At 61.8% G+C, this 24,432-nt stretch carries 21 protein-coding genes and 2 pseudogenes; 8 read left to right on the forward strand and 15 right to left on the reverse strand.

The window, feature by feature from the left end; genetic code table 11:
* Positions 1 to 83: 83 nt before the first annotated feature.
* Together FHU31_RS20875 and FHU31_RS20880 are read right to left on the reverse strand one after the other, a co-directional pair.
* Positions 84 to 298, reverse strand: a pseudogene (locus FHU31_RS20875) (integrase core domain-containing protein); the annotation flags it as partial.
* 114 nt (positions 299 to 412) lie between these two features.
* Positions 413 to 2,464 carry a hypothetical protein gene (locus tag FHU31_RS20880; protein ID WP_167162070.1) on the reverse strand — a complete coding sequence of 684 codons (2,052 nt, stop codon included), beginning with the start codon at positions 2,462 to 2,464 and terminating at the stop codon, positions 413 to 415.
* 490 nt (positions 2,465 to 2,954) lie between these two features.
* Here FHU31_RS20880 and FHU31_RS20885 point away from each other — a divergent pair, with 490 nt between their 5' ends.
* The 3 genes from FHU31_RS20885 (at position 2,955) to FHU31_RS20895 (ending at position 5,803) form a co-directional block, all read left to right on the forward strand.
* Positions 2,955 to 3,500, forward strand: a complete 546-nt coding sequence (locus FHU31_RS20885; RefSeq protein WP_234901540.1) for a helix-turn-helix domain-containing protein — start codon at positions 2,955 to 2,957, stop codon at positions 3,498 to 3,500.
* Positions 3,497 to 4,354, forward strand: a complete 858-nt coding sequence (locus FHU31_RS20890) for a zeta toxin family protein (protein ID WP_167162072.1) — start codon at positions 3,497 to 3,499, stop codon at positions 4,352 to 4,354. Before FHU31_RS20885 ends, FHU31_RS20890 begins: the two co-directional genes overlap by 4 nt.
* Before the next feature lie 921 nt (positions 4,355 to 5,275).
* Entirely contained in the window at positions 5,276 to 5,803 is a 528-nt protein-coding gene (locus FHU31_RS20895) for a hypothetical protein (protein ID WP_167162074.1), read from the forward strand.
* On the opposite strand, the gene FHU31_RS20900 is transcribed toward FHU31_RS20895, so the two are convergent.
* Genes FHU31_RS20900 through FHU31_RS20910 form a run of 3 tightly spaced genes read right to left on the reverse strand, consistent with a single transcriptional unit; the run spans position 5,800 to position 8,153 of the window.
* Positions 5,800 to 6,450, reverse strand: a complete 651-nt coding sequence (locus FHU31_RS20900) for a hypothetical protein (RefSeq protein WP_167162076.1) — start codon at positions 6,448 to 6,450, stop codon at positions 5,800 to 5,802. The genes FHU31_RS20895 and FHU31_RS20900 overlap by 4 nt on opposite strands.
* The gene (locus FHU31_RS20905) at positions 6,447 to 7,823 is read right to left on the reverse strand and encodes a hypothetical protein (protein WP_167162077.1); all 1,377 of its coding nucleotides are present in this window, start codon (positions 7,821 to 7,823) and stop codon (positions 6,447 to 6,449) included. The genes FHU31_RS20900 and FHU31_RS20905 overlap by 4 nt, the downstream gene beginning before the upstream one ends.
* 24 nt (positions 7,824 to 7,847) lie before the next feature.
* Positions 7,848 to 8,153: a hypothetical protein gene (locus tag FHU31_RS20910; RefSeq protein ID WP_167162080.1), complete on the reverse strand. Its 306-nt coding sequence runs from the start codon at positions 8,151 to 8,153 to the stop codon at positions 7,848 to 7,850.
* A 125-nt stretch (positions 8,154 to 8,278) separates the two neighbouring features.
* Between FHU31_RS20910 and FHU31_RS20915 the strand changes: the two genes are divergently transcribed.
* Positions 8,279 to 9,361 (forward strand): hypothetical protein, encoded by a 1,083-nt coding sequence (locus tag FHU31_RS20915; RefSeq protein ID WP_167162082.1) that lies wholly within the window; start codon positions 8,279 to 8,281, stop codon positions 9,359 to 9,361.
* Between the two features lie 94 nt (positions 9,362 to 9,455).
* On the forward strand, positions 9,456 to 10,403 hold the full coding sequence (locus FHU31_RS20920; protein WP_167162084.1) for a hypothetical protein: 948 nt from the start codon (positions 9,456 to 9,458) through the stop codon (positions 10,401 to 10,403).
* 121 nt (positions 10,404 to 10,524) lie between these two features.
* On the opposite strand, the gene FHU31_RS20925 is transcribed toward FHU31_RS20920, so the two are convergent.
* The 4 genes and pseudogenes from FHU31_RS20925 to FHU31_RS20940 form a co-directional block, all read right to left on the reverse strand.
* Complete coding sequence (locus FHU31_RS20925) at positions 10,525 to 12,141, reverse strand: LA2681 family HEPN domain-containing protein (RefSeq protein ID WP_167162086.1); 1,617 nt, start codon at positions 12,139 to 12,141, stop codon at positions 10,525 to 10,527.
* A gap of 412 nt (positions 12,142 to 12,553) precedes the next feature.
* Positions 12,554 to 13,057, reverse strand: coding sequence for a hypothetical protein (locus tag FHU31_RS20930; RefSeq protein WP_167162088.1), 504 nt, complete (start codon positions 13,055 to 13,057; stop codon positions 12,554 to 12,556).
* A gap of 301 nt (positions 13,058 to 13,358) precedes the next feature.
* Positions 13,359 to 13,652 (reverse strand): annotated as a pseudogene (locus FHU31_RS20935) (integrase core domain-containing protein); the annotation flags it as partial.
* A gap of 593 nt (positions 13,653 to 14,245) precedes the next feature.
* Entirely contained in the window at positions 14,246 to 14,803 is a 558-nt protein-coding gene (locus FHU31_RS20940) for a TetR/AcrR family transcriptional regulator (RefSeq protein WP_167162090.1), read from the reverse strand.
* Between the two features lie 187 nt (positions 14,804 to 14,990).
* Between FHU31_RS20940 and FHU31_RS20945 the strand changes: the two genes are divergently transcribed.
* The 3 genes from FHU31_RS20945 (at position 14,991) to FHU31_RS20955 (ending at position 17,897) form a co-directional block, all read left to right on the forward strand.
* Positions 14,991 to 16,211: a cytochrome P450 gene (locus FHU31_RS20945; RefSeq protein ID WP_167162092.1), complete on the forward strand. Its 1,221-nt coding sequence runs from the start codon at positions 14,991 to 14,993 to the stop codon at positions 16,209 to 16,211.
* Positions 16,208 to 16,639 carry a nuclear transport factor 2 family protein gene (locus FHU31_RS20950; RefSeq protein ID WP_167162094.1) on the forward strand — a complete coding sequence of 144 codons (432 nt, stop codon included), beginning with the start codon at positions 16,208 to 16,210 and terminating at the stop codon, positions 16,637 to 16,639. The genes FHU31_RS20945 and FHU31_RS20950 overlap by 4 nt, the downstream gene beginning before the upstream one ends.
* Before the next feature lie 391 nt (positions 16,640 to 17,030).
* Positions 17,031 to 17,897, forward strand: coding sequence for a hypothetical protein (locus FHU31_RS20955; RefSeq protein WP_167162096.1), 867 nt, complete (start codon positions 17,031 to 17,033; stop codon positions 17,895 to 17,897).
* Here the strand turns inward: FHU31_RS20955 and FHU31_RS20960 are convergent.
* From FHU31_RS20960 to FHU31_RS20985, 6 genes are all read right to left on the reverse strand, one after another.
* Positions 17,894 to 18,889 (reverse strand): hypothetical protein, encoded by a 996-nt coding sequence (locus FHU31_RS20960; protein ID WP_167162098.1) that lies wholly within the window; start codon positions 18,887 to 18,889, stop codon positions 17,894 to 17,896. The two genes, FHU31_RS20955 and FHU31_RS20960, sit on opposite strands and share 4 nt — an antisense overlap.
* Before the next feature lie 54 nt (positions 18,890 to 18,943).
* Positions 18,944 to 20,107 carry an NDMA-dependent alcohol dehydrogenase gene (locus FHU31_RS20965; RefSeq protein ID WP_167162100.1) on the reverse strand — a complete coding sequence of 388 codons (1,164 nt, stop codon included), beginning with the start codon at positions 20,105 to 20,107 and terminating at the stop codon, positions 18,944 to 18,946.
* Positions 20,108 to 20,133: 26 nt separating this feature from the next.
* Positions 20,134 to 21,585 carry an aldehyde dehydrogenase family protein gene (locus FHU31_RS20970; protein WP_167162922.1) on the reverse strand — a complete coding sequence of 484 codons (1,452 nt, stop codon included), beginning with the start codon at positions 21,583 to 21,585 and terminating at the stop codon, positions 20,134 to 20,136.
* Between the two features lie 31 nt (positions 21,586 to 21,616).
* A complete protein-coding gene (locus FHU31_RS20975) occupies positions 21,617 to 22,402 on the reverse strand; it encodes an SDR family oxidoreductase (RefSeq protein ID WP_167162102.1) in 786 nt (261 codons plus the stop codon).
* Positions 22,395 to 23,675: an amidohydrolase family protein gene (locus FHU31_RS20980; RefSeq protein ID WP_167162104.1), complete on the reverse strand. Its 1,281-nt coding sequence runs from the start codon at positions 23,673 to 23,675 to the stop codon at positions 22,395 to 22,397. The genes FHU31_RS20975 and FHU31_RS20980 overlap by 8 nt, the downstream gene beginning before the upstream one ends.
* Before the next feature lie 120 nt (positions 23,676 to 23,795).
* Entirely contained in the window at positions 23,796 to 24,428 is a 633-nt protein-coding gene (locus FHU31_RS20985; protein WP_167162106.1) for a TetR/AcrR family transcriptional regulator, read from the reverse strand.
* Positions 24,429 to 24,432: the final 4 nt, after the last annotated feature.

Raw genomic sequence — 24,432 nt, forward strand, 5'->3', positions numbered from 1 at the left:
TCCGGCGCAGTCCGCTCTATTGTCAGTGAGGGGACCCGATTGGTGGTCGAGTCGCTATGGGCTTTCAGTTGGTGGGTCGTGGCTCACTGTAGGGCGATCCCTGACGGGGTGAGTTCACCGTGGGCGGAGTGGGGCCGGTTGGCGTTGTAATCGGCTCGCCAGTCTTCGATGATCACTCGGGCTCCAGCAGTGAGTCGAAGCGCCACGAGTTGAGCAGTTCATCGGGGAGGCGGCCGTTGAACGATTCGATCCAAGCGTTCTGCCACCGCGAGCCGGGATCGATGAAGAGAGAACCGGCACTGTTGGCCGACGGCAGCCAGATCCCAAGCGGCCAGCCAGCTAAACTCACTACCGCATACCTCAGACGACTCTTGTTGCCATGGAGCAATTCACGGGGTCCGGCCAAACACGTTCACTCCTTTCTGAGCAGCCCGGAGATTCCCGCGAGGAACAATGCTACGAGCGCCCACGCGATGATCTTCGACAAAATTAGCGCAACGGTGAGCCAGGAGTCTGAGCGCGATCCCCAGTCCGGTGTGATTGAGGTGCTCCCTGAAGTTGGGAGAAGATTTGTGAATGTGAACGTAATCGGTTGCAAACAAGGATAACTAGGATGAAGGATCTCACACGGAGTTGCGCCGGTAATTGGGCTTTGCGGTGCCTGCGTATGCGTTTGGGCGGCATGCGCTTGTACGGCCTTGAGTGCTTCCTCTGGCTTCGCCGGAACGATGTTCGAACGGCCAAGGTGCACGAGAGCCCATGTAACAAAGAGCACCGCTGCGAACGACAACACGACCCGGAACGGATAGTAGCCGTACCCAATCACTGCTTGGTTGGCGTAGCCGACGGCTTTCTCGAATGTTGATGATTGCCTAGCGAGTCGCTTCGCAGCTGAGTATCGCAGATGTCTTGCACCGGAGGGATTTCCGTTGTTCTTGAAAACGTCAGCCATTTCTTGCCAAGGCTGGACCGAGGAAACTTCGGCCGGGGCAGTCGCCAGCCACCGATCCACCGCTGCCCAATTGTTGTGCATCGGGCCGTGGAGGTTTCCGATGTCCCAACCCGCAGCGGCGAGGGGGGCCGGCGGGTCGCCTACAACATCCAGTTCGGTAATCGAAGCCCGAGTTAGGTCAAACCTTCCCTCAACGCGCAAATTACCAAGGATCATCTCGCGGATCGAAGCACCCGCCAGCCACAGCGCACCCGTCTTCTCGCTGAGTAGTTCCGTGCCGGCCAAGATGAACCGACCGCTGACCTTCAGTCCGCTCGCGCTGATTCCTCCGATGACGCTGCACTGGCGAAGGAGAAAGTCACCTGTAATAGTCGAGCCGTCAAGCAAAAGTGTTGCATCGTCGTGATTTATGAGGGACGCACCCTCCATGTCGAGCTGGCCTCCAACCAGCAGCACCGGGGCAAATACTCTGCCGTGAACGGTAAGTTGTCTTGCGAAGAAACCGTTGGAAATTTCCGCTCCCGGTAGACTCAGTGCGTCACCTCCGGCGTTATTCAGCGATGCTTGCTCGACTGACAGACTGCCCTCGATCTTTATACCGCCTGCACGAACCCGTCCCTCCGTCCGAAAAGCGTCGCTCATCAGCACGTTACCGACAATGCGCAAATTCTCGATGCTGAGTGCGTCGCCACCCGGATTAGTGAAGGTCGCGCCGCGGAGATCGAGAATGCCTGTTATTGTTGAACGATCAAGTGCTACGCCATTAGCGCCGTCGTGGACGACGTGGGCATCCCTGAATGACAGCCAGTTGCCGATCGAGGCAGATAACGCGCGCACTTCACCTACCGCGGTGAATCCATCGGATGCGAAAAGTCCGGCATGGATCTCGGCGCCATCGAGACTCAGCGCGGTTCCGCCCTCGTTGATCAATTTCGCTCCGTTGAGGATCATCTGACCGGCCACGCGAACGCCGACACCGCGCACTACTCCGGTCGTCCGTAGGTTGTCAGCGACGATCCCGCCAGTTACTGCGGCACCGTCAAGACCTAATGCAATACCGCCCCTGTTCTGAAGGGTCGCGTGAGCGAGCGCGAGGGTCCCGCCAATTTGTGTTCCTAGGCAGCTGACCTCGCCCGCGGACTTGAAGCCATCACGAAGAAGCACATCGCCCGTGACCTTCGCTCCATCCATCGACAACGACTGCACTGAAGTCCCAGTGAAATCGAGCGTGCCCATGGTTGAAGCCGTTAGATCGACCGGACCTTCGATGAAGCTCCCAAGGATGCGGAGCGGTCGGAGAAATGTGAGATATGAGAGATCAAGAAGTCCTTCAATCCGAACGCTGAAAATCGTAATCCCTGCCGGATAGTCCAGATCGGGACCGCCGCGAAAGATGAATTCACGCAGCGCGTCTGCGGGGAAAGGCGCCGATTCGTCGCCCAGATCGAGGAATCCGCCCGCCCCGGCAGCTGTGTTCAAGCGTTCGACCCATTCTTCGCGTGTGTAGGTCATCGTCCGTGTCTATATGACGGCGGCGCGGAATGGAACCACCGACGCGCCCGAACGTCCTGGGCTACGGGCGCGACCGCCGACGGGTCTCAGCGCCGCGATTAAAGGCAAGGTTGAACGGTCCGGCCCGGCTAGTGTCGCGACACACGTAAGCCAGTAACCGAGAGACCCGCAACACCTAGGTGGGAAATATTCCGAAGTGGACGGGGCGGCTTTAGGCCGACCGGTCGGCGGTCGGTCGGCCTTCCCCGGGAGTACCGCGCCGACGTGCCCGGCTGTGGTCGCCGCAGTCCGCCGTTGACATGACCGCGCTCCGAGCCCCCAGGCGAATCCGGCCCGCCGTCGCGCGGACGGGGCCTGCCGGATTCATAGCGGAGCATATGTGCAGGTCAAAGTGGCGGGCGACTCCCAATCTGAAGCTGTGGCGCCCAAATGGCAATAGGTCGTACACTGGGAATGATTCATCTTGAATCGCGCGGGAAGGTAATTGGTCATGGCGACAGATGCGGTCGGGACGAGGAACAAAAGTATCAAGGACACACCCGGGCATGGTGTTGCCCAGGACCAGGGAACGTCGTACGAGTTCGGCTGGAATTTAGGTCTTGCAGGTGGAGAATCGTTGGTCGAGCTGGCCGCGAGGGCGCGCGTTGACGAGCGCGAGCTCGAGCGCGGAATCTACCGTGCCGCCAACAACGAAGGACTTTCGCAACGGCGTATCAGTGACATCGTGCAACGGTCTCAGGCAACCGTGCAGCGGATTCTGCGGCGGATCAATGCTGAGCCCGAACTTCTTGATGCCACGCCGATGGAAATCATCGACCGGCGCACGGCGGGTCTCATCACCACTGAAAAGATGATGGAGTACCTCCTGAACTGGAAGTACTCCTTCGGCTCTGTCGTTAGAATCGACGATGTCGCCACCGACGCTTACAGCTCTGGCGATTGGGACGACATCGAGCTTGCCTATTATCGGGATCAGCTCACTGATGACGAGTTCCAAACTCTGGCGAGGCGGCAGATCGAAAAAACTGCCCAGTGACGACCGGCAGTAGTCGCCGCGACGAAGTTGGCGATCGTCTCTCGAACTGGTCGAAGTCTGGAGACAGGCTCGATCGCTACTCGCCTAACCGCACCGAGGCCCTCTATCCCCTGGGCGATATCGTTCGACGCGCCTTCTGGAGGGAGGTCATCGACGAGTACTTGGAGCGGGCGGATCCGCGCCGTGACGGACGGTCAGCAATCATCACGGCGGGGCCTCCTGGTTCTGGCAAGTCAACAGCGGTACGCGCGAGGGTGGTCAACATTGGCGAGTATCGAGTGATCGATGCGGACGAGATCAAGGACGCATTGGTTGTAAAGGCCGTTGCGGACGGCATTTACGGCGATTTGTTGAGCCAGGTGTTGCCAGATGGGTATGGACTCGCGCCTCGCGAGCTCGCATCGCTCGTACACAACGAGTCAGTCGAGATAGCGAATCTGATCCGACGAATTAGTGTGGACCGCAAGGAGAACATCGTTGTTGAAGGCACCCTGGCGTGGGATGGGCAAGGACCGCGGATTTTCCGGGATTTAGCAGATGCCGGTTATGTCGAGGTCGAGGTGTTCGGCGTCGACGTCGATGCCCCCACGGCGTACGAGGGAGCATTGGCACGATGGTGGGAGGGCCGCCTGGCGTGGATCGATGGCGCCGACCAATTGGGAGGCCGTTTCACCCCCCGCGTCGCCATCGACAACTGTTACGACTCTTCCGGGCAATCGAACTGCACGGCACACGCTCTGGAGTTTATTAACCAAGCGCAGTCGGGAGAGATTCCGACCGTGGAGGTCACCATCCTCGGCCGGGACGCCGCGGGTGCACTTACGGTGATCAGGCAGCAGCACTACAAGCAGTGAACTCCGCCGCGATAGGTGAAGCCAGCGCGGACCGCCGGAGAATTCGGTTGAATACCTCGTCCATATGTGCGTAGTGGGCATTCGATAGAGAGATCAGCAGTTTGAACGCCTGTCGGGGTATCGGCGACGGATCTGACGCGTGGTTCCAACTGTCGAGTGCCGTGAAAAAGACGAGCAAACAGGACCCCCCGTTGTGCCGCCAGTGTGCCAAGACGCGAGAAAACAGGCGATAGACCGTCGATGCCGTGAAACGGCTGCGACGCTCTGACCAGTACGAATGCGACCACGACGCATCAGGCGAGACAGCAGAAATAGCTCAAGAAACCATTTACACACCAGCGCTCGGCGTGCTCGTGGTTCGATCGAGTGCTCGTCGTGGAGGCGGGCGTTTTCGCCTCTTCGAGCGTCGTGGCCGTCTCGGCGTGGCTGTTCCCTGCGGCTCTTTTCGGTTGCCGCCAGTGTGTGAACGTGGCGGCAGGTGCGGTCAAGGCCAACGGGCCGCTGCGAGGTCGGCTGGCGCCGAGCCTTGACCGCGCCTGCCGGCACGCACCAAGCGGCCTATATCGAGAAAGGCTCCGCTGTGGGCGTGACAAACATGCAAGGCGGTACAGCGAATACGGGTGGGGACAATCATCGTGCGGGACAGCAGCCGCATTGATCGTGAGCGTGGCTGCAGGGCAACAATACTTGCGTCGGGTCGCTCCAAGGGCACGCTCATCTAGCCCAAATGTGGCAGCGGCAGCGGTCTGAGGGGCGGTCGGGTATTGGTTCTAATCCCGTGGGGAGGACGCGATCGACCCCATGGGGCACCACAAGCGGTCGTGGGGACGGAGACGATGGTTGTTGTCGACCTGTCGTGGCACAGTTGGGGTGCACGGTGTCTGCGGCGCGGTCGGTGCGGGTACGAGAGAATGAAGGACTATGGCAGTGACGGGCACATCGCTGGCGGTGGAAGAGCAGTTGGTGTTTGACGAACACCAGTTGATCCATATCCATAACGGCGGTTATCAGTTCATCGATGTGCAGACCTTCGTGTTTCCCGACGCTGTCGACGACCGCGCCGTGATCGAGTTGTTGATCGGTCATGTTCGCTACCGCCACGGCTACGCAAGCCCGGAGTATCGCGACGCGAAGCTCATTCATGGCCCGTACTGGTTGGCGGCGATCAGCTGGGAGAGCTTCTCGGCGGTGTCGGCGGTGGCGGCTGAAGCGTTGATCAGCACGTGGGCTAACTATGACGCGGTCGTGCCCGACAGCGATTACCCCGTGTTGAACGCCCAGGTGTTTGGCCCGATGCGGGAAGCCAGCAGCATCTATCAGTTGGCGGATTTGCGGGCCAGCGCCGAGCATGACTGGGGCGATGTAGTGGGTTTGACCGGTTTCCATGAATTCGTGGTGATCAACCGCCAAACCCGTATATTGCGGTTGATCGTGGCGACCGACGACTAAAAGTCCAAGTCGGGCGGGTTCGGGTCAGCGGCCACGGCGGCGATGAACTCGCGGTAGACCTGCTCGCACAGCACCGCGGTGTCAGGGGCCAGCGCGTCGCGGTGGTCGGTAATCACCGAGACGTTGTGCACGATCAAGCGCCCGGCGTAGCGGGCTCCGCTGCCGGCGAGATAGTTGCATTGCACACTCCATACCGACTGGCCGGCTGCCGCCACGGTGGCGGTGCTGCGGATGGCCGCAGACCAGCGGCGCACGGGGATCGGCAGCACCTCGGTGTGGATGTCGGTGGCGCCTAGGTCGGTGAACGTGACGGCGGCGTTGCTCAGCATGGCGCGGAAGCCGGGCGCACCGGTGAACGAGAAGAGATGCAGGGTCTCGACCGCGATCGGGGTGTCGGATCCGGGAAGCCGGTAGGCGGCCAATCGTGGCGGGGGCGCCGCCAAGCCCAGAGTGGCTGGGTCGTCGAGGCTGACGGCCTCCCAGCCTGCGGGCACGGTGAGGGTACCGACCCATTGGGTCGCGGTGTGGCCGGCGGGCAACTCGCCGACATCGGTGACCTCCTCGTCGTGCAGCAGAACGTCGAGAAGGCTCGATGCTGTTTGGAGGCGTTGCCAGGACGGCACCGGCTGATGGTCAGCAGAAATCATGGGGTGGCCAGTTTAGCCAGGCCACCGACTATCGCCACCACTCCGGCAGCTCCGATAGCAAGCACTCCGCCCGCGGTTTCACCGGCCTCGACCAGCCCGTGGCCGGCCGCTTGGCCCGCGTCGGCGATGCTGTGCCCGGCAGAGGACAACCCGTGACCGATGCTGTCGAGCACCGACGGCCCTGGAGCACCGCCTAGCGCCCCGGTGGTGCCTGTCGGCAACGCGACGCCGGGCATGATCGTGGGGGGCTGGGCGGGCAGCAGCGCGAAACCCGGAGGGGACGAGGTCTGCAACCACGGCGGTAGCCCATGGGGATCAAATACTGATGCCGGTGGCACCGCCACCGGCGGATGCCCCACCTGCGGGGGCGGCAACGTCAGTGGGGGATGGGCTGCCGGCGGCAGATCGGGCAGTGCGCTGATGATCGGGGTGGACGAGCCCGCCGGGATATGCACCTTTTGTCCACCACCCCAAGGGTATTGCACGTCGATGGTGGGCCCACCAGAACCGCTGGAGGGTCGCATCCGGATGACCGTACCGTCGGGAAGCACCCGCCCGAAGGTGGCGCCGCCGTCGCCGTAGGGCGTTTTCGTCGGCGGTGCTTCGCCGACGGAGTTCTTCACCAAGGTGTCATAAAGCCGTTCGATATCTTCGGGCCATTCCACCTGACGCACTCTGCGGCTGCCCTTTTCGAATTGTTTCAGCAGGTCCTCGACATCATGGCCATCATGAACCGGCTGCAAAGGCCCCGGATCAGGGGTCTCCGGGCTTCCGGGTGGGGCGTCTTTGAAGGCGTGATAGTCAACGGCTTCCACGGTGGGTTTGCGTGGCGGCGCCGCGGGCGGGGCCATGGGATGCTCGCCGAAGGCTGCCGTGTCGAGATTGGCTGTGGCCGTGCTGATCCGTTGGGCGACGTGGGTATCTGCGGCCAGTAGCTCGGCGGCACGAGTGCGGATCTGCGCGGCCAAGGTTTGGGCTTGGGCGTGGAGTTGGGCTTGGTGCAGCAGCCCGCTCGACGCCGGAGGGATGACCGAGAGGTCTTCAGTGACGGTGAAGCCGGCGCTGCGGGCGGCAGTGATGGCGTCGAGAGCGTCGTGGCCGGCGGCGGCGATGTCCTCGGCGCCGTTGCGGGCGATCCGTGCGGCGCTGTGTAACCGATCCGCCAGCCTGGACACGATGAGTTTGTCGGCGGCCGCGCGGGCAGCGGCGGCTTCACCACCGGCCCCGCGCCAGGTTGTTCCGCCCGGGTGGAGGGATTCGTCGTAGACGGCGTTGAACGTTTCTTCCCACTGCCAGGCCCGTGTCGTCCAGTGGGTGGCGGCGTCATCGAGGTGGGTGGTGTCCCAGGCCTGGATCGCAGACAGCGTGGGCACCGCGGTCACGGCAGCCACAAGCGGTTAGATCTCGATCAGGCCGTCGGGAACGGCACCGACAGCAGCAGCAGACGCTTCGTCGGTGCTGGTGTAGGCCTGGGCGGCACTGGTGGCGGTGGTCGCGGTGTCTGACAGTCGCGCCGCGAGCCGTGCGGTGGTCGCCTGCACGACAGCATGCGCGGCATGAACGGCCGCAGCCGATGGCTGAGCACCCACGCCGCTCAACGCCGGCGACGTCACCGCGGCCAGGGCGGTGGCATGCTCGGCACACCGGCCAGCCAACACCGTCAACCCAGCGGCATCCACCTGAATCTCTGAAGCGTCCCCCACACCGAACAAAGATAGACAACGCCAAAGCACGGCCTCTGAATACCTCCGGTCGGCTGCCGGGACAGAGACCACCGCCCCGCGTGTCTCGGCCATCGCGAACTCGCACACCTTGCGACGATGCTGGGATGGCAGACAATGCGCGGCTGTTTGAGGGCCATTTTGTGGTCGGCGGGTCAGGCTTGTACGTAACGACGGGCTGCTTGGGCCAGAGGGTCGAGTCGAACACCGCAAGCTATGACCTCACTATCGGTTTGCCGCAAGTGGACACGACACCTGACCCCTTTCCACCGGAGATCCGGCAACGGCTAGATATGCCCGACGTGCCCAAGTGGGACCTCGTGCCACCGATCTGGACGGCTGGTCCGCGAAACTCAGCCGAGCGCCAGGAAGAAGAGCACATGACCGATCCCGTCTGGGGCGCCGTCCTGGACGACGGACGCGCCAAGATTGTTTATCCCGAGTCCGCGAGAGACAGCGCTGTGGTCCTCCGTTGCCGCTTTGCCACGGTATTAGAAGCGACTGACGATGAGGAGTTTGAGGCGGCTGCCCAGAAATTTCTTGGCGAACTTGACGACTACTGGACACGGTTCACGTCGTGGGTAGGGATTCTGACGGGACAGGACTTCGTGGGTCTCGGGGGAGATCCAGGCGGCCTCACTCGGCTGCGCCCGCTGTTCACCTGGACGAGCGACCAGAAGGGCGAGCGGGCAGACGTGCACTGGCGGTACTTCCCCTCTCCTCGGAGAGGGATGCCGCAGCGTCAGCTGCGGGTGGACGAGCTGCAAATGTGTGCCACGACTGCCGGGAGGCAGTCACCTCCAGCTGAGTGGCTCTTAATCCGTGACTCTCGCTCGCTTATGAGAGCAGGTCAGAACCGGCGTGCGATCATCGACGCGGGCACGGCGGCAGAGATCGCAATGACGGCTCTGATCGACAAGTATCTGGATGGAGTCGGCACTGACGAACCCGTGAAAAAGGCGCTGGCAGAGAAGTACCGCGCTCTTGAAGGGCGCGAATCCCTACTGAGGACGCTGCAGCCCGGTCTCCTGTCAGACCAGCTGAAACGTGACCTGATTTGGCCCCGAAACCGCGCAACTCATGCTGGCCGCGAATACAGCGACAGGGAAGCTTTGGCAGCTGTCGAGATGGCTACCAGCATCGTGGAAGCCGCACACCCGTTCGTGAGCCTGATACGAACAACACCATGATTGTTCCCGCACAGGCGTACGGTCCTGCGGTTCGAATGCGCAGACCAATCAGGTTGCTCGTGATGCATCGCTACGGTGTGAAGATGACCACCTGATGCTGGCATACGCAGTCGTAGATGAGCCCGATGCGGCGGAGGTGGCTGTTGTGGATGACTACTCGAATAAGGATATTCGCGAGGCGCTGAAGAACCGCGAAGCGCGGCAAGCCGATGGCGTCACGCGGTCAGAGATCGCCTTCGTTGCGCTCGCCGAAGCCGCGGTGGCCTGTTGGACTGAGTGGTGCGAGGTACCGGGAGGTATAAAGATCGAGCAGAGGCTCGATCGGAAGTTTCGTCTGTGCTTTCCCTTGTGCGCGAACGCAATCAACCATGTAGAGGCTGCTCTCGCTATGCGGTCCAGGTACCCGTGGGTCGCAAAAGCTAGTGCGCGTATTGCATTCGAGCATGCACTCACCGCGCAGTGGGTTCTTCTGACTGTCAATGGTGAGTACCGCCTGAAGGCCCACATGGATTACAAGGCGCACAAACAACATGGACGCTTCATCAACAATATTCGCCGGATGGGCGAAAGCGATGACTCGTTCGCGCAGGTTGCTCATGGTCTGAGCGATCAGCGGCTGAACAGTCTGGTGGGCGAAGCACCAAAGGAGCTGGGCTTACCCAAACTTGATGCCATGTGCGGGCGCTTCGCAGAAGGTGGCGCAACCAACTTGCTGTACGACATCTATAGTGATCTGTCTGGTGCGGTGCACCCCTCGTGGTCACTGGTCCGTGCTCATGCCCGGTTCTCATCGACTGGTGTGATGACTGGTATCCAGTCCGACGGATCCGCTGCAGCCGGTGAACTGTTGGGATGTGAGCTCGCACTGAGTGCCCTCTGGGCGCTGTACGTGGTGGAAGTATGCCGGCCGCAACAACTTCGGGGAGTCCAAGTTGTGAAGATGGGGGAGTCCGCGGGATTGCCAGTTGACTTGCGCGCCAGTGATCACGACCCGTCGGAGCAACCGTCAGACACCAGCGCCTACTGGTTACCGGTGGACTGAGCGCGTCGTTTAATAAGGCGTGACGGCGCCGCGTTAAGGTGCGGCCGCCAAGATAATTGGACGTTATCTGCTGGCCACTCGATGGCAATTACGTTGAGGCACATGCGTTCGTAGCGAAACGTTACCGAACATTCGGGAGCACTAACTCCATTCGATTTCGGCTCTTCGCTTTCGTATCCTCAAAGATCCGCAGCATCTCTGTGAGATAGATGTACGCTGCGCGGGCGACCGTGAGCGCCTCCAAGCATGTGGCCTGCATCGCCTGCAGCGTGATGACCTGAATCGAGGGGGTATTTGCTTGATCTGCCGGCCCTCGGTAGATCTTGACGAAACGGTGCGTCCCTGCGTTTCGCATTTCCTGAGCATGCTCGTATAGGCCGCCCGGTTCCATGTCGAGTGCGAGTTCGGCCATCGCGAGGACAGAGCTCGCCAATCGTGCTTGATTGGCGAGCGAAGACCGAAGTTGGGTGCGCTTCTTATCCTCGAACCAGAACCGCGAGAAGAAGATTCGCTTGGGATTATCGCCGACCTGGAGGTGTTCGTTGACGGCAACGGCGGTCTTGTCAAGCACGTCCATTGCAGCCCGATGGGCAAGGGTAAGCTGGGAAGAAGCTTGTCCGTACAAACCACCATCAAGCGTATCGGTGTACAGGCCAGGATCTGATCGGTGCTGGAGGTGTCCGTCGTCAGCGGACTGTATCTGGATTGCTTCGAATGCAAGCTTTCTGGCTACTAAGAAATCCGACTTAAGCACGTTGAGCATCGCGAAGACTGGCGGTGGGCTCATAGCTTCGGGACCAGTAGTTGCACAATTCAGTCCGATTGTGTCCCAACGATCCTTGAACTCGCTGTATCCGAGTCCCTCCAGGGTTGCAGCGAGTGCTAGTCGATTTTTCATGATCCATTGCCGGTACGGATCGGCTTCTTCAGGCGAAGAGGTGATGGGAACATCACTTCCTGTCAGCGACATTGCGTCGTACTTCTGCGCAGCGGCCTCACCTGCGACGTCAACGGTGACGGAACGGTTTTCTTTTGCCTGGCGCAGATATTTGTCGTAGAGGCTGCACAAGTGGCCCTCGTAATCCCAGCCAGCGCGAATCACTCTGCTGACCATCACAGCAGCATTGCCTGCAGCATTGCCATTGTGTGGTGCGGCACGCAGGGCACGAACGTAAGCGTCGTACGCTTCAATCCAGCGACCGGATTGGTCCAAGGTGTTGGCTAGGTTGCACCACCGAGTGCTGCGTTCAAGGTCGTCGGTGGTGGTCAGGGCGGATGCTCGGAAGTTCGATCGCGCTGAGCGAAGCCGCTGGTGATTGGCGAAACGTGTTTCTAGGCGAGCATGTGTCGGGCTCGCGTCAGGGTTGTCAGACGGAACTGCTGCCTCACGCAGGATTCTAAGATCAGCAATCTCCATTTGGCTGTTTGCCAGGTTGTATAGCGCAGCCGACTCGTACTGGGTGCCTGTCAGGATGCCGCTGCTAACTACACGCGACATCCAATCTTCGGCACTCCGCAGCGCTTCCTCGTCTGCGTCACGGCTGGCTGCGTTGATCACCACGCCCGCCGCGTTCATTAATATCGCTGCTTCGGTCCTACTGGAGAATAGCGGAGGGTCACCCAAGGTCTCTGAAACCTTCTGGGTTAGTAAGGAGATCACAGCCCTTGGATTCTCGTCGACTTTAGAATCTAGGAATCGGGTCACTCCGTCGAGTTCGCCCAGCGATGCATCGCTCATATGGTTAGTGTGCAGGCTGGCCACCGTCGATTCCATCCGATTTCACTTCGACGAGCTGGTGGAAAGGACGCCGCCGGCGACAGCTTTGGCGGAATCGCCATGCTCATGTCGGGCCCGGGATCCACGTTGGATACTTGTGGGACCCGGACTCCTCCGACGAACCGCTGGCGCCGCCGCGTTTGGTTCTCACGGTGCAGCGGGACCGACCATCGTCAGTACGTCCAGCCGGATGTTCGCTCGGTCCCATGCCGAAGCTGACCGGCTCCTTGGGTTTCTGGATCGCAAGAGCAAGACCGCGGGTCGCCGCCCGGTCGGATCGTCGCCGTGCATGGCGAGGTTACGAGTCCGGTGTCGCGAAATCTTCCGTGTGCCGCTCAGGGCACTCTGCGTGATCTCGATAAGGGAGGCCACCTCACGCCTCGCCGAGTTCAGTCTGTCCTGGCATGCCGTGCTCGACCCGCCGCGATGTCGCACAGTCGAGGGTGACCGCGCGGGTTCCAGCCCACCTCCGCCCCGCGAGTCGCGGCCAGCTCGCGGTGACGATGGGCTTCGCTTCGGACGGATCGTCGCGCGCAGCGAGGCACACATTCACCGACTCGCCTGGTTCGACCGCCGCGATAGTGTCGCTCCACAGCGGATACCTGGCCTGCACTGGTTGTCCGGCCGACGGCTTCTCACCCGAGTCCCCGATCCATACTCGCGGCCTGCACCGCTGGCCGGTCAGTTTTACGTCGTGGGCCGTGCCGTCGCCGTGGTTCGTCAGCCGCACCCACCCTGCCGGCAACCACGTCATTCCGGTGAAGTTGCCCTCATTCTCACGCGTCACTCGCTCCATGTCCTCCACCAACGCCGTGGAGGCTGCCAGCCGCAGGTCGGGGCGCGGCCCCACAAGGAAGCGGTTTACGAGCACGGTCACGAGCGCACCAGCTGCGCCGGAAGTCAAGATCGTGGCCCATATGGGTAACTGAGACATGCTGGGAGCCTATCGACTTGGCCGGACACGTCGAAGGATGTCGACGCCAGTTCGGGCGCGTTGTCGCCCCAGCTGAATAGCCTCCCCGTCCATCCGCACGTCGTCGGCCGGCGGTCTTCGAAGCCCGCGGTAGTTCCACCCTGCACTGGATCTGCGGGACTAGGTGGGTAGTCCATGTTTGGGTCTGCTGCACGAATAGGTGACAGTTTGACCTGCCCTACGTGTTGGGTTCCAGTCGTGGTGGCTAACTGACGGCGGTGAGGGTGTCGTTGGTGAAGGATAGTTCGTACTCGATCAGGGTGCGGTAGTTCAGCGCCGAGTGGCGGCGTTGGCGGTTGTGGAAGATCTCGATGTAGTCGAAGATCGCGTTGGCCAGCTCGACGCGGGTCTTCCACTTCTGGCGGTCGAGTAGCTCGATCTGCATGGAAGACCAGAAGCTTTCCATCATGGCGTTGTCCAGGCCGTCGCCGATTGATCCGAACGACGGAAGCAGTCCTGCCGACCGGATCTTCTCCCCGAAAACCCATGAGGTGAACTGACTAGGTTCAACCGGTCGAAGCAACACCCTGAAATTTGGAGGGTGTTTGAGGGCTTGGGTGGCCATGACCGCTCAGCCTTCGGTTCGAAGATGACAACGCGCCACCGATGCGTCCTGGGTCGGGTCCGAGGTTCCTGGGTCGTCGAATGCCTCAGGTCGGCAGTTGGGGCGCTCGTGATGGACGTAGCTGGGGCCAGAACTGGTGCGTAGGCAAAGCCGGTTCCGGAGTCGAAGTCGGGGGTGGTGCCTAGATGCGTTTCGCCATCGAATATTCAGCGATAATGATCGGGATTCGACCGGAGTCGACGAAATCCGTCGGGATCTCAACGCGCTTCAAAAACCTTGTGCTGCTAGGAATTAACCGGTCTTCAGGACAACGTCCGGGAAACGTCAAAACCAAATCCCTTGGTCGCGGGTTCGAGCCCCGCCCGCCCCACGTCAACAGCCTCACTTCAGTAGGTGCGTCGACACCACTGCTGGTGGTTGCACCATGTCGATACTCAGCGCGATCGAGTTCGCCCTATGAGTGGAGCGCGACCCACCGACCCCGCGCCGGGTGCACCATCGGCTGATGATGCGCGGGCCGGTTGGTGCTAGAACGCCGGGGCCTCGAACGCCGGGGCAATGAACCGGTGCAGAATTTCGGCCTCCATTTGTTCGTCCCCGATCGGCAGGTAGGCCATCGATAGCACTACGTGAACGATCCACAACGCTGCTGCTGGGTCATCATCGGTGATCCCGGTGAGTTCGGCGGCCAAGGCACCGAGCATCGGCGAGGAATGCAGGTCGCTCAGCGCGGGCGCCTTGCTCGACGTCATCATCAATCGTCGTATCGCGTCGGACCTGATCTGCTTCAGCGCCGAGCTGATCGCGGTGACGACCCGTTGCGACCCTGTCAGGCCTTTGACCTCGGCGCGGACGGTGTCGGTGATGCCGGAAGCGATTCGCAGCAGCACGACGTCTCGAATGTGTGCCTTACCGCCGGCGTAGCGGTAGATGGTTGCCCTCGAACAGTGCACCTGCTCGGCCAACGAATCGACGTCCAACGCGTCCAGTCCGTCTCGGAGTATGAGTTCGGCAGCGGCGGTGTAGATGCGTTCGGCCGCCGCGGCCCGGCGATCTCCACCGACGACCCAATCCCGTCTCGCCACCCAGCCGCTCTCCTTGTATCGCCTCGGAGCCATAATCTCAGGTCTGAGACGGAAAGCTACCGATTATCGGCTATCTGGCCAGTTCAGCGTGCACAGCTGAGACGCCGACCACCGACCATGGTGACTGCCCGTATCGACTTCATCGTGATCTGTTGACCACTTGGGCTGAGCCCCTCAGCCTGAACCGATGACACCACTGGCGGGGACATTGGGGCTGGCGCTGTTCGATGATCAGTTCATCCAGGATCCGTATCCGCTCTATGAACGCATGCACACAGAGGGGCCCGTCCACCGCATTGGTGACTCGGGCTTCTACGCGGTGAGCGGGTGGGAGGCCGTCAATGAGGCCGTAGCGCGGTGCACTGACTTCTCCTCGAATCTCACCGCCACCATGATGCGCAACGCCGATGGCACGGTGGGGACCTTCCCGATGGGTGAACTCGGTAGCGCCACCCAGGCGCTGGCCACCGCCGATGATCCCGCTCATGCCCTGCATCGCAAAGCGTTGCTACCGCATCTGGCGGCCAAGCGCATACGTGCCATCGAGTCCTTTGTCGCCGACACCTCGACGCAGATATGGGGCACCCGAGTACAGGGCGGTCGCATCGAATGGATGGGCGCGATGGCCAACCGTCTGCCGATGATGATCGTCGGACGCATCATCGGTGTCCCTGACGAGGACACCGACAAGCTCATTCGGTGGGGATATGCTGCCACCCAATTCGTGGAAGGGCTGGTCACCCAAGAACAGCTGACCGCTGCCGGCATCTCAGTTATGGAACTCAGCGGATACATCGCCGAACTATTCCAAGAGGCCGCCACCAACCCACAAGACAACCTGCTCGGCGACCTCGCCACGGCATCCGCTACGGGCGATCTGGACCAATTCACCGCGCTGGCAATGATGATCACCCTGTTCAGCGCCGGAGGCGAGTCCACGGCCTCGCTCATCGGCTCGGCGGCCTGGATCTTGGCGACGCACCCCACGATCCAGCACCAAATTCGCGAGCAACCAGACTTGCTCGGCGTGTTCCTGGAAGAGGTGCTGCGCTTCGAACCACCGTTTCGGGGTCACTATCGCCACGTCGTCACCGACACCGAACTGGGTGGCGTTGACCTGCAAGCCGGTTCACGACTGCTGCTGATGTGGGGAGCAGCCAACCGTGACCCCGCCCACTTCACAGACCCCAACCAATTCCGGCTCGATCGGACAGTCGGCAAGACTCACCTCACCTTCGGCAAGGGGGCGCACTTCTGCGTGGGTGCAGCCCTGGCCCGGCTGGAAGCGACCGTCGTGATCGGTCAACTGCTGCAACGCACGAAGCACATTGATGCAGCCCACACGGGGCGCTGGTTGCCTAGCCTCCTCGTGCGTCGGCTTGATCATCTTGAACTGGCTGTCGCATGACCGGGCACGAGGAGTTGATCGCCTACTACGAACTGACCCAGGCCAAGGCGGCATACTGCCGCACACTCGATACGCGGGACTGGAACGCCCTGGCGGTGTTGATGACTCCAGACATCGAATTCGGCATGAGTGACGGCGCTTCCGAACCAGTCATTACCGTGGGCCGCGATAAGACGCTGGCGCTGCTGCAGTCTTTGGTGGCCGGAGCGAAGACCGCACATCAGGTCCACACCCCAGAAATCGACCTTGACGCCGACGAAGCGCGGGTGATCTGGGCCGTGCAAGACCGAGCCGTGTACGACAACGGAATATCGGTCACCGGTTACGGGCACTACACCCAACGCTGGATCCGCCAGGCCGACGAATGGAAGCTTGCCTCATCGCGGCTGACTCACCTGATCACCGACGTTCATCAAGCCACAACCTGATTCCAGCCTCGAACCAACCTGACTCACCCCACCGGGGATACCGTCGATCGACGCCTCGTTGTTGTGACTCGCCGCGACCCAACGTCGTTCGGAGAGGGTATATTCTCATTCTTGGGTATTCCGGTTATCGCGCGTTCGACCAACGCTCGTTCCGGAGCGGGTGCCCGTAGCGTGAAACTGGTAGCAGGCAATGAGGGGCGAGGAACGATCAATCCGGTGTGGCGATCGATTCAGTGAACTTCGGTTCGTTCTCGGACGAATTTTCAACGATCCGTTCGGTACTTTCTGGCGCCTACGCGATCGCGCTCCCGTCTACCACACGCTCGTGCGCAAGGAGCACGACCCACCGTCATCCGGACCTGAAGCAGGCACTACGTCAAGGAGGAACGCCATGAGCGAGCTCAGAGACATCCGTGAGTTGGCCGGGGACACCGAAGCCTATCGGTCGGAACTGTTTCGCAGGTGGACCGGATTGCTCAGCTATCGCTATATCGGACGTCACCATTCGTTGATGAACAACGGTGCCGTGGACGATACGGTCACCATCCGCCGCGATATGCGTAATCGAGTCGGTGGACTCATGGCGGCTCCGTTGGCCATCGCCTCACCGGAAGGATGCCAAACGGACATGGTCGCCGTGCCGAACCCGGTCATCGCCTCGGTGCAGATCATCGACCCAGGTGTGGATGTGCAACGTATCGAGATCGTCGGGTCGGGGGTGATCCATCAGGGGCGCACCATGGGCTTTGGCCGGTGCCTGATCGTCGATGCCGATAATCCCAGTCGCGTCCTCGCCTTCAACGAAGGCCAAGGTGCCATCATCGGTATCCCGCCCGACGGGCTGGACAGGATGGATGTCGACGAGCATGCGCTGCATATCGAGGACTCGCCGGATCTTCCCCCGCTGTGGCGTGCGTTCGGGGCGAACCGCCGCGACGACGGGCACTGGACGCTCCCCACCCTGAGCGCGGATCTCGCGTCACCGGACGCGGCTCTGCACATCGGTCCTCAGCATGTTGTGCTGGAAACTGCCGCGACGGAGTTGGCGGCCGAGGTCGCAGGCACCGCGAACCTTCAGATCCGCAGTTGGCACGTGATGTTCATGGCTCGCGGCAAGGTGGGCCCGTTCCGTGTCGACGGTGTGGCTCATGCCGGCGGCACGTCCAGCGTCGGTGTGCGAATGCTGTTGGTCGACGAAGGCAACGACGGCAAAGTGGTCACCTCAGCGACTGCATTATTCGACGTGGGTGAAGGCTAGCGACCTCGGGCCAACCTGAACTGTGCCGAGGCGAGATCAAGGAGATCCGGTGTGAGCAGGTCGCCCGCGTGTTCAACCCAGCACCAACTGCGCGCAACTGATCGGCCTGAGGTGTCGGATGTGAGTTCGCCAAAGTAGTGAAGTGGGCTACCCATATTGTTGAAGGCAAACCTGTAGGACTCATCGCCGAGTGTGGCATCCAGGCTGATGAGCCGCCCGTTCGCGTCGAAGCTCGGCTGTGCGCGGACGTCGTTGTGCACGGTCGTGCGTCCGTCTCTGAGCTGATACCCCGGGCCAAAGTCGAGTCCACTTCGGCCTTGCCAGAAACTGCCGCCACCGACCGTACCGTCGTCGTACTCGTGAAGCCACGACATCCACATTCCCTGCAGATTTCGGGCAATGGGAAGCTCGGTGTAAATCAGACCGTCGGGCCCGTAGGCGAAGTCTTGATGCGCGTACCCGGAGACGTCGACGCCGTCGATGGACCCCGTCACGTGCATCAGTTCGTGGCGGTAGTACACGTCGTTGTCCGCCAGCTCATCCTGAGTGGGAACATGAGTGAGTACGACTGCGCTGACGGTATTTCCGTGAATCTCCCACCGTCCGCTGGCGTCGAACCAATGGAAGCCCTCGTCGTCACGTTCGATTCTGCCGCTGGGATAGAACGTCTGAACTTGCTCAGCGCTTGCTAGGTAGGTCAGCGGCTCGAACCAATCAATGGTCGAGTATTCGCTGAACAGATGGTCGGCTGGGGTGTTGAAATCACGTGCCAATAAGCGGAACCCGCAGATCGGTGACACGACGTGAGTCATGCCCCGGACGAAGTCGTCGGCACCTCTGAGACCCCAGTACTGCCTGCCGCTCGCGTCGCTGACGACAGCTCCGACCCAGAGACCGCTCAAGCCCACGTCGCCTTTTGGTGTCCATTCCCGGCGGTAGTGGCTGAGCGACGGAGCGAAGCTGCTCACGTCACACACAACGTCGGATGTCATTCGGGCTCTCTTCCTGGTATGAGCTTTCCGTACTCTTGTTGACCGCAGGGCCGATCAACCGAAGGTGATGACGCCGCGGATGTTCTTGCCGTCGCGCAGGTCTCGCATCGCCTCGTTGATGTCGTCGAGTTTGTAGGTCTGGGTGACCAGCTCGTCGAGCTTGAGAGTTCCCGCCTCGTACATCGACAGCAGGCGGGGCATGGCTTCTCGTGGGTTCATCTCGCCGTACAGAACACCTTTGAGGGTCTTACACGAGGACACCATGTCCGGCAGGATCAACGGAACCATCATGTCGGTGAGCTTCGCCATGCCGGTCACCACACACGTACCGCCTTTGCGTAACAACATCATCGCCACCATGATCAAGTCTGCCGGTAGGACCCCTGGGGTCAGAATTACGCGATCTGCCATGACTCCCCAGGTGAGTTCCTTGACCAACTCGATGGCTGATCCGGCATCTGTGGAGGTGTGCGTGGCACCGAAGGTCGGAGCCGACTGGCGTTTGAACTCGTTGGGATCGACGGCGACGATGGTCTTGGCCCCCGCTGCCTTGGCGCCTTGAACGGCGTTCATCCCGATGCCCCCGACGCCCACAACCACCACGGTGTCGCCGACCTCGGTACCGGCCGCGACCGATCCCGACCCGAAACCGGTTGTCACACCGCATGACACCAGGGACGCGGCCTCGAGTGGAATCCAGTCGTTGATCTTCACCAACGATCGCTCCGAGGCGACGACGTACTCGGCGAAGGTACCCACCTGCATCATCGCCATCAGGTCCTCGTCGCCGAGGTGGCGGCGAGGAGTGCCATCGGTGGTCATGTTCTTGCTGTAGATATCAGCCCCGACGTCGCACAGGTAGGTATGCCCCGTGACGCACCAGCGGCAGTTGCCGCACGCAGGGAAGAACGAGATCGCGACGTGGTCACCAGGTTTGAGGGTAGTGACTCCGGGACCGACCTCCTCGACGATGCCCGAGCCCTCGTGACCGCCGAGCATGGGAAACCATTCGGGCACTGGCACGCCGGCAGCCCGCATCATGGCCTCCATGTCCTCGCTGGGGACGCTGTCACCGGAGTAGAAGTGCTCATCGGAGTGACACACACCCGCGTAGGCCATCCTCACCAGGACTTCACCTGCGCGTGGCGGATCGAGGTCGATCTCGGCGACTTCCCAGTCGACTCCAACACCGCGCAGGATTGCTGCTTTGCATTTCATGAGGTCTCCTTTTCGCGCCGGGGCGTCTACTGAGCCGGCCAGCCGACGGTCTTGGTCTGGGTGAAGATCTCCAAGCCCTCAATGCCGCATTGGCGTCCGATGCCGGATTGTTTGTAGCCGCCGAAGGGGGCGTCGGCGCCGTACCACAGCCCGCCGTTGATACCCAGCGTTCCCGTACGAATCCGGCTGGCAACGGATTTAGCGCGTTCAAGGTCATGGGCGAAGACGACGCCGGACAACCCATAGATGGAGTCGTTGGCTATCCGAACTGCGTCATCGTCACCGTCGAATCCGATGACAGACAACACCGGTCCGAAAATCTCCTCTTGGGCGATGGTCATGCGGTTGTCGACATCGGCGAAAATCGTCGGTTCGACGAAGAAGCCGCGCGGCTGATCTCTGGGGATACCGCCACCGGTCACCAGGCGGGCGCCTTCAGCTTTGCCCTTCGCTATGTAGCCGAGGACACGTTCCTGCTGCCGTTTGGAGACCTGGGGGCCTTGGAGAACCGAAGGGTCGGTGGGATCGCCGTACTTGTTCTTCTCCATGGCGACCTTGACGATCTCGACGGCCTCGTCGTACCGGGAGTTGGGGACCAACAGTCGCGTGGGCATCGCACAACCCTGCCCGGCATGCATCGAGATGAAGGCGCTGCCACCCACGGAAGCTGCGATATCACCGTCCTCGTCGAGCACGAGGTAAACCGACTTCCCGCCGAGTTCAAGAAAGGTCGGCTTCACGGTGTCCGCGGCCGCCTTCATGATCCGCCGGCCTGTCGCTGTCGAACCGGTGAAAGCCACCATGTCGACCAGGGGTGAGGTCGAGAGCACCTCGCCGACGAGGTGGTCCGAGGACGCCACGATGTTGATCACCCCCGGCGGTATATCGGTCTGCTCGGCGATGATCCGTCCGATGCGCGTCGCGTTCCAGGGGGTGTCAGGGGCGGGCTTGAGCACCATCGTGTTGCCCATCGCGAGGATGGGACCAATCTTGTTGAGGATGATCTCGAATGGAAAGTTCCACGGTGTGACCACACCCACGACGCCGACCGGTTCTTTCCACACCTCACGTGCCGCGAGCACACCCATCCCGAACGCATCCTTGTCGGGCAGCGCACGTTTCCAGGCGAATTCGCCGATCATGTCGGCCGGCCAACTGAGCGCCTCCTTCAACGGTACGTCCAGCTGAGGACCGAAGGTACTCAGCACGGGGCAGCCGACCTCGGCGACCAACTCGCTGCGGATGTCCTCCTGCTCGGCCTCCAGAGCAGCTTGCAGCTGACGCAATCCGTCAGCGCGCAAAGCACCGTTTCGCGACCAGTCGGTGTGGTCGAAGGCATGACGCGCAGCGGCGATCGCGCGCTCCATGTCCGCGCGTGTGCCGTCTGCGGTGCTACCGAGTACCGCTTCGGTGGCTGGATTGATGTTGTCGAAGCGTGCGCCGGTCTCGGAGTCGACGAGCTTCCCGTCGATGAGCATGCGCGATTCGTGGTTCACAGTTCGGGGTCCTCTACCACTGTCGAAGTTCTTTGACGGCGTCCGCGGGCCGCGGTGCCAAGGTCAGGTACGGAATGAAACTGCTGTTGCCGCAGAGGAGTACAGAGCGGACGACATCGACAAGGTGATCCGCGTCCACCAGGCCACCCTGCATGAAGCCGTTTTCCATCCAGAACCGGATGGCAGTGTCCAACGCTTTGGGATCCCAGTTCTTGTTGAACTCGGTCTGTGAGTCGCCGGTACCACCGAAACTGTCGCCCACGGCGAGCCGGGTGAAACCGATGTTGGGATGTTCGATTCGCCAGGCTTCGACGAGCTTGTCCAGCGCCGCTTTGGTCACCGCGTACGCGCCGAGTAGGGGCCACGGGGTTGAGTAGGAGGCACTGAGGGACGACAGGTAGACGGCGGTGCCGCCGGCCGCGGCCAGGTGCGGCGCGGCGGCAGCGGTTATCAGCGATGCGCCGGTGACGTTGGTGGCGAACAGATTCGCCCACTGCTCGCCGGTGACATCGGACAGCGGCGCCAGGATGCCCATCCCGGTGGTGTAGACGACGGCGTCCAGGCCGCCGAACGTGTCGACGACCTCGGCGACCGCATTCTGGCAGGACGCCGCGTCGGTGACGTCGCAGGCCACCGCCGCGGCTCCGTTGCCCGCCTCTTTGGCGGCGTTGGTCAACCGGTCGAGGCGCCGAGCGAGGAAGGCCACACTGGCGCCTTTGGCGGCGAGTCCGATACCGATGCATCGCCCGAGTCCTGCTGAGGCACCGACCACCGCTACCCGGAGAGCGCGCTCAGACATTGAGCTTCGCCCCGATCGAGCCCAGTGATGCGCCGATCTTGCGCTCGAACCTGCCCTGGTCGAAGCTCCGGACCTCGACGTCGTGGTCCCCGGCCTCGGCGCGCAGCGCTCCGACGGTGCACTGTTCGCGGGTCCGGTGCGCGAACGGGTCGAAGGAGTACCAGCGGCAGGCGTTCTCGTAGGTGATCTTGTTGATCTCGTCGTCGGGCAGCCCATCCATCACCACGGCAAGCTCTTCGGCCGCGGCGGGCCATGACGAGTCCGAGTGCGGGTAGTCGCATTCCCATGAAATGTTGTCGATACCGATGTCGTGGCGCAGCTTGATACCGATCGGGTCGGCGATGAAGCAGGTCAGGAAGCGCTCCCGGAACACCTCGCTGGGCAGCTTGTCGCCGAAGTCCTGACCCGTCCACAAGTGGTGCATCTCGTAGGTGCGGTCCAGGCGATCGGTGAAGTAGGGGATCCAGCCGGTGCCGCCCTCGGACAGCGCGAACCGCACGTCCGGGAACTCTTTGATCACGCGCGACCAGAGCAGGTCCGCGGCTGCCGAGCAGACGTTCATCGGCTGCAGCGTGATCATCACGTCGATGGGGGCGTTGTCGGCCGTCATGGTGATCTTGCCGGACGACCCGAGGTGCACCGAGAGGACGGTGTCGGTGTCCGACAGCGCCTGCCACATCGGGTTCCAGTATTCATCGTGGAAGCTGGGGAAACCCAGCGTGGCGGGGTTCTCGGTGAATGTTACAGAGTGGCAGCCCTTTTCGGCGTTGCGGCGGATCTCCTTGGCGCACAGCTCCGGATCCCATAGGACGGGCAGACCCATCGGTAGGAAGCGACCCGGGTAGCTGCCGCACCATTCGTCGATGTGCCAATCGTTGTAGGCCTGGGTCACCGCCAGCGCGAGGTCCTTGTCCTTGTGCGTCGCGAACAATCGGCCCGCGAAGCCGGGGAACGACGGGAAGCACATGGATCCGAGGATGCCGCCGGCGTTCATGTCCTTGATGCGCTCGTGGATGTCGTAGCAGCCAGGACGCATCTCGTCGAAGGCGGTCGGTTCGACGCCGTACTCCTCGCGCGGCCGCCCCGCCACTGCGTTGAGTCCGATATTGGGCACGATCGCTCCGTTGAACGTCCACACCTCCGACCCGTCGGGCTGCCGGATCACCCGCGGTGCCTCATCGGCGAACTTGCTCGGCATCCGTCCCTCGAACAAGTTTGGTGGTTCCACGAGGTGATCGTCGACGCTGACCAGGATCATGTCTGCCGGTTGCATGGGACTCCTTCGAGTGCACGGGTGGAAGGAAAACTATCAGCCTTGAAGAGTAACTATATGTCAAAAACGGAAATCAGAGTTTTCACACTGTGATGAAGGGTCGATTTGATGGCGAAACAATCAGCGACGCAACATATTGCCGGGATTTACAGCGAAGCTGAGCAACATCCGATCCAGGATCTGGGCCGCACGTTTGCGGGCTGCTGTCGGCCGCGACGCGTGGGCCACCAGCAGCGATGCTTCCTCCACCGCGGCGACCAACATGTGGGTGAGTTCGCGGACCGGTTGGTCGTCGATGATCCCCTCGGCGATGGCTTCGCGCACCACCTCGTCGATCATCGCGATGCTGTTGCTCTCCTGGATCGAGCGCAGCGTCTGCCAGCCCAGTACCACCGGACCGTCGACGAGCATCACGCGCTGGACCTCGGGCTCCGACGCTGCCTGGAGAAACCCCTGCAGGCCACTGGTGAGCCGCTCCCAGGGGTCGGCGCCACCGGGCGGGGAGGCCAGTGCCCGCAGCGTGAGGTCGCGTTCCACCTCTTCGAAGACCGCCCGGAACAGTTCGGCTTTGTCCCTGAAGTGATGGTAAAACGCCCCGCGAGTGCCCACGCCCGACTCGGCGACCAACTCACCGATGCTGGTCGCGAAGAACCCCTGTTCGACGAACAATCTGCGACCAGCGTCGATGAGATCGCGGCGGGTCTGGTCGCCCCGCGCGCGTCGGTCGTCGTCGGTCCCGCCCCGTTTCGCCATGGTC

The organism is Mycolicibacterium fluoranthenivorans (assembly GCF_011758805.1).
Classification (GTDB): Bacteria; Actinomycetota; Actinomycetes; order Mycobacteriales; family Mycobacteriaceae; genus Mycobacterium; species Mycobacterium fluoranthenivorans.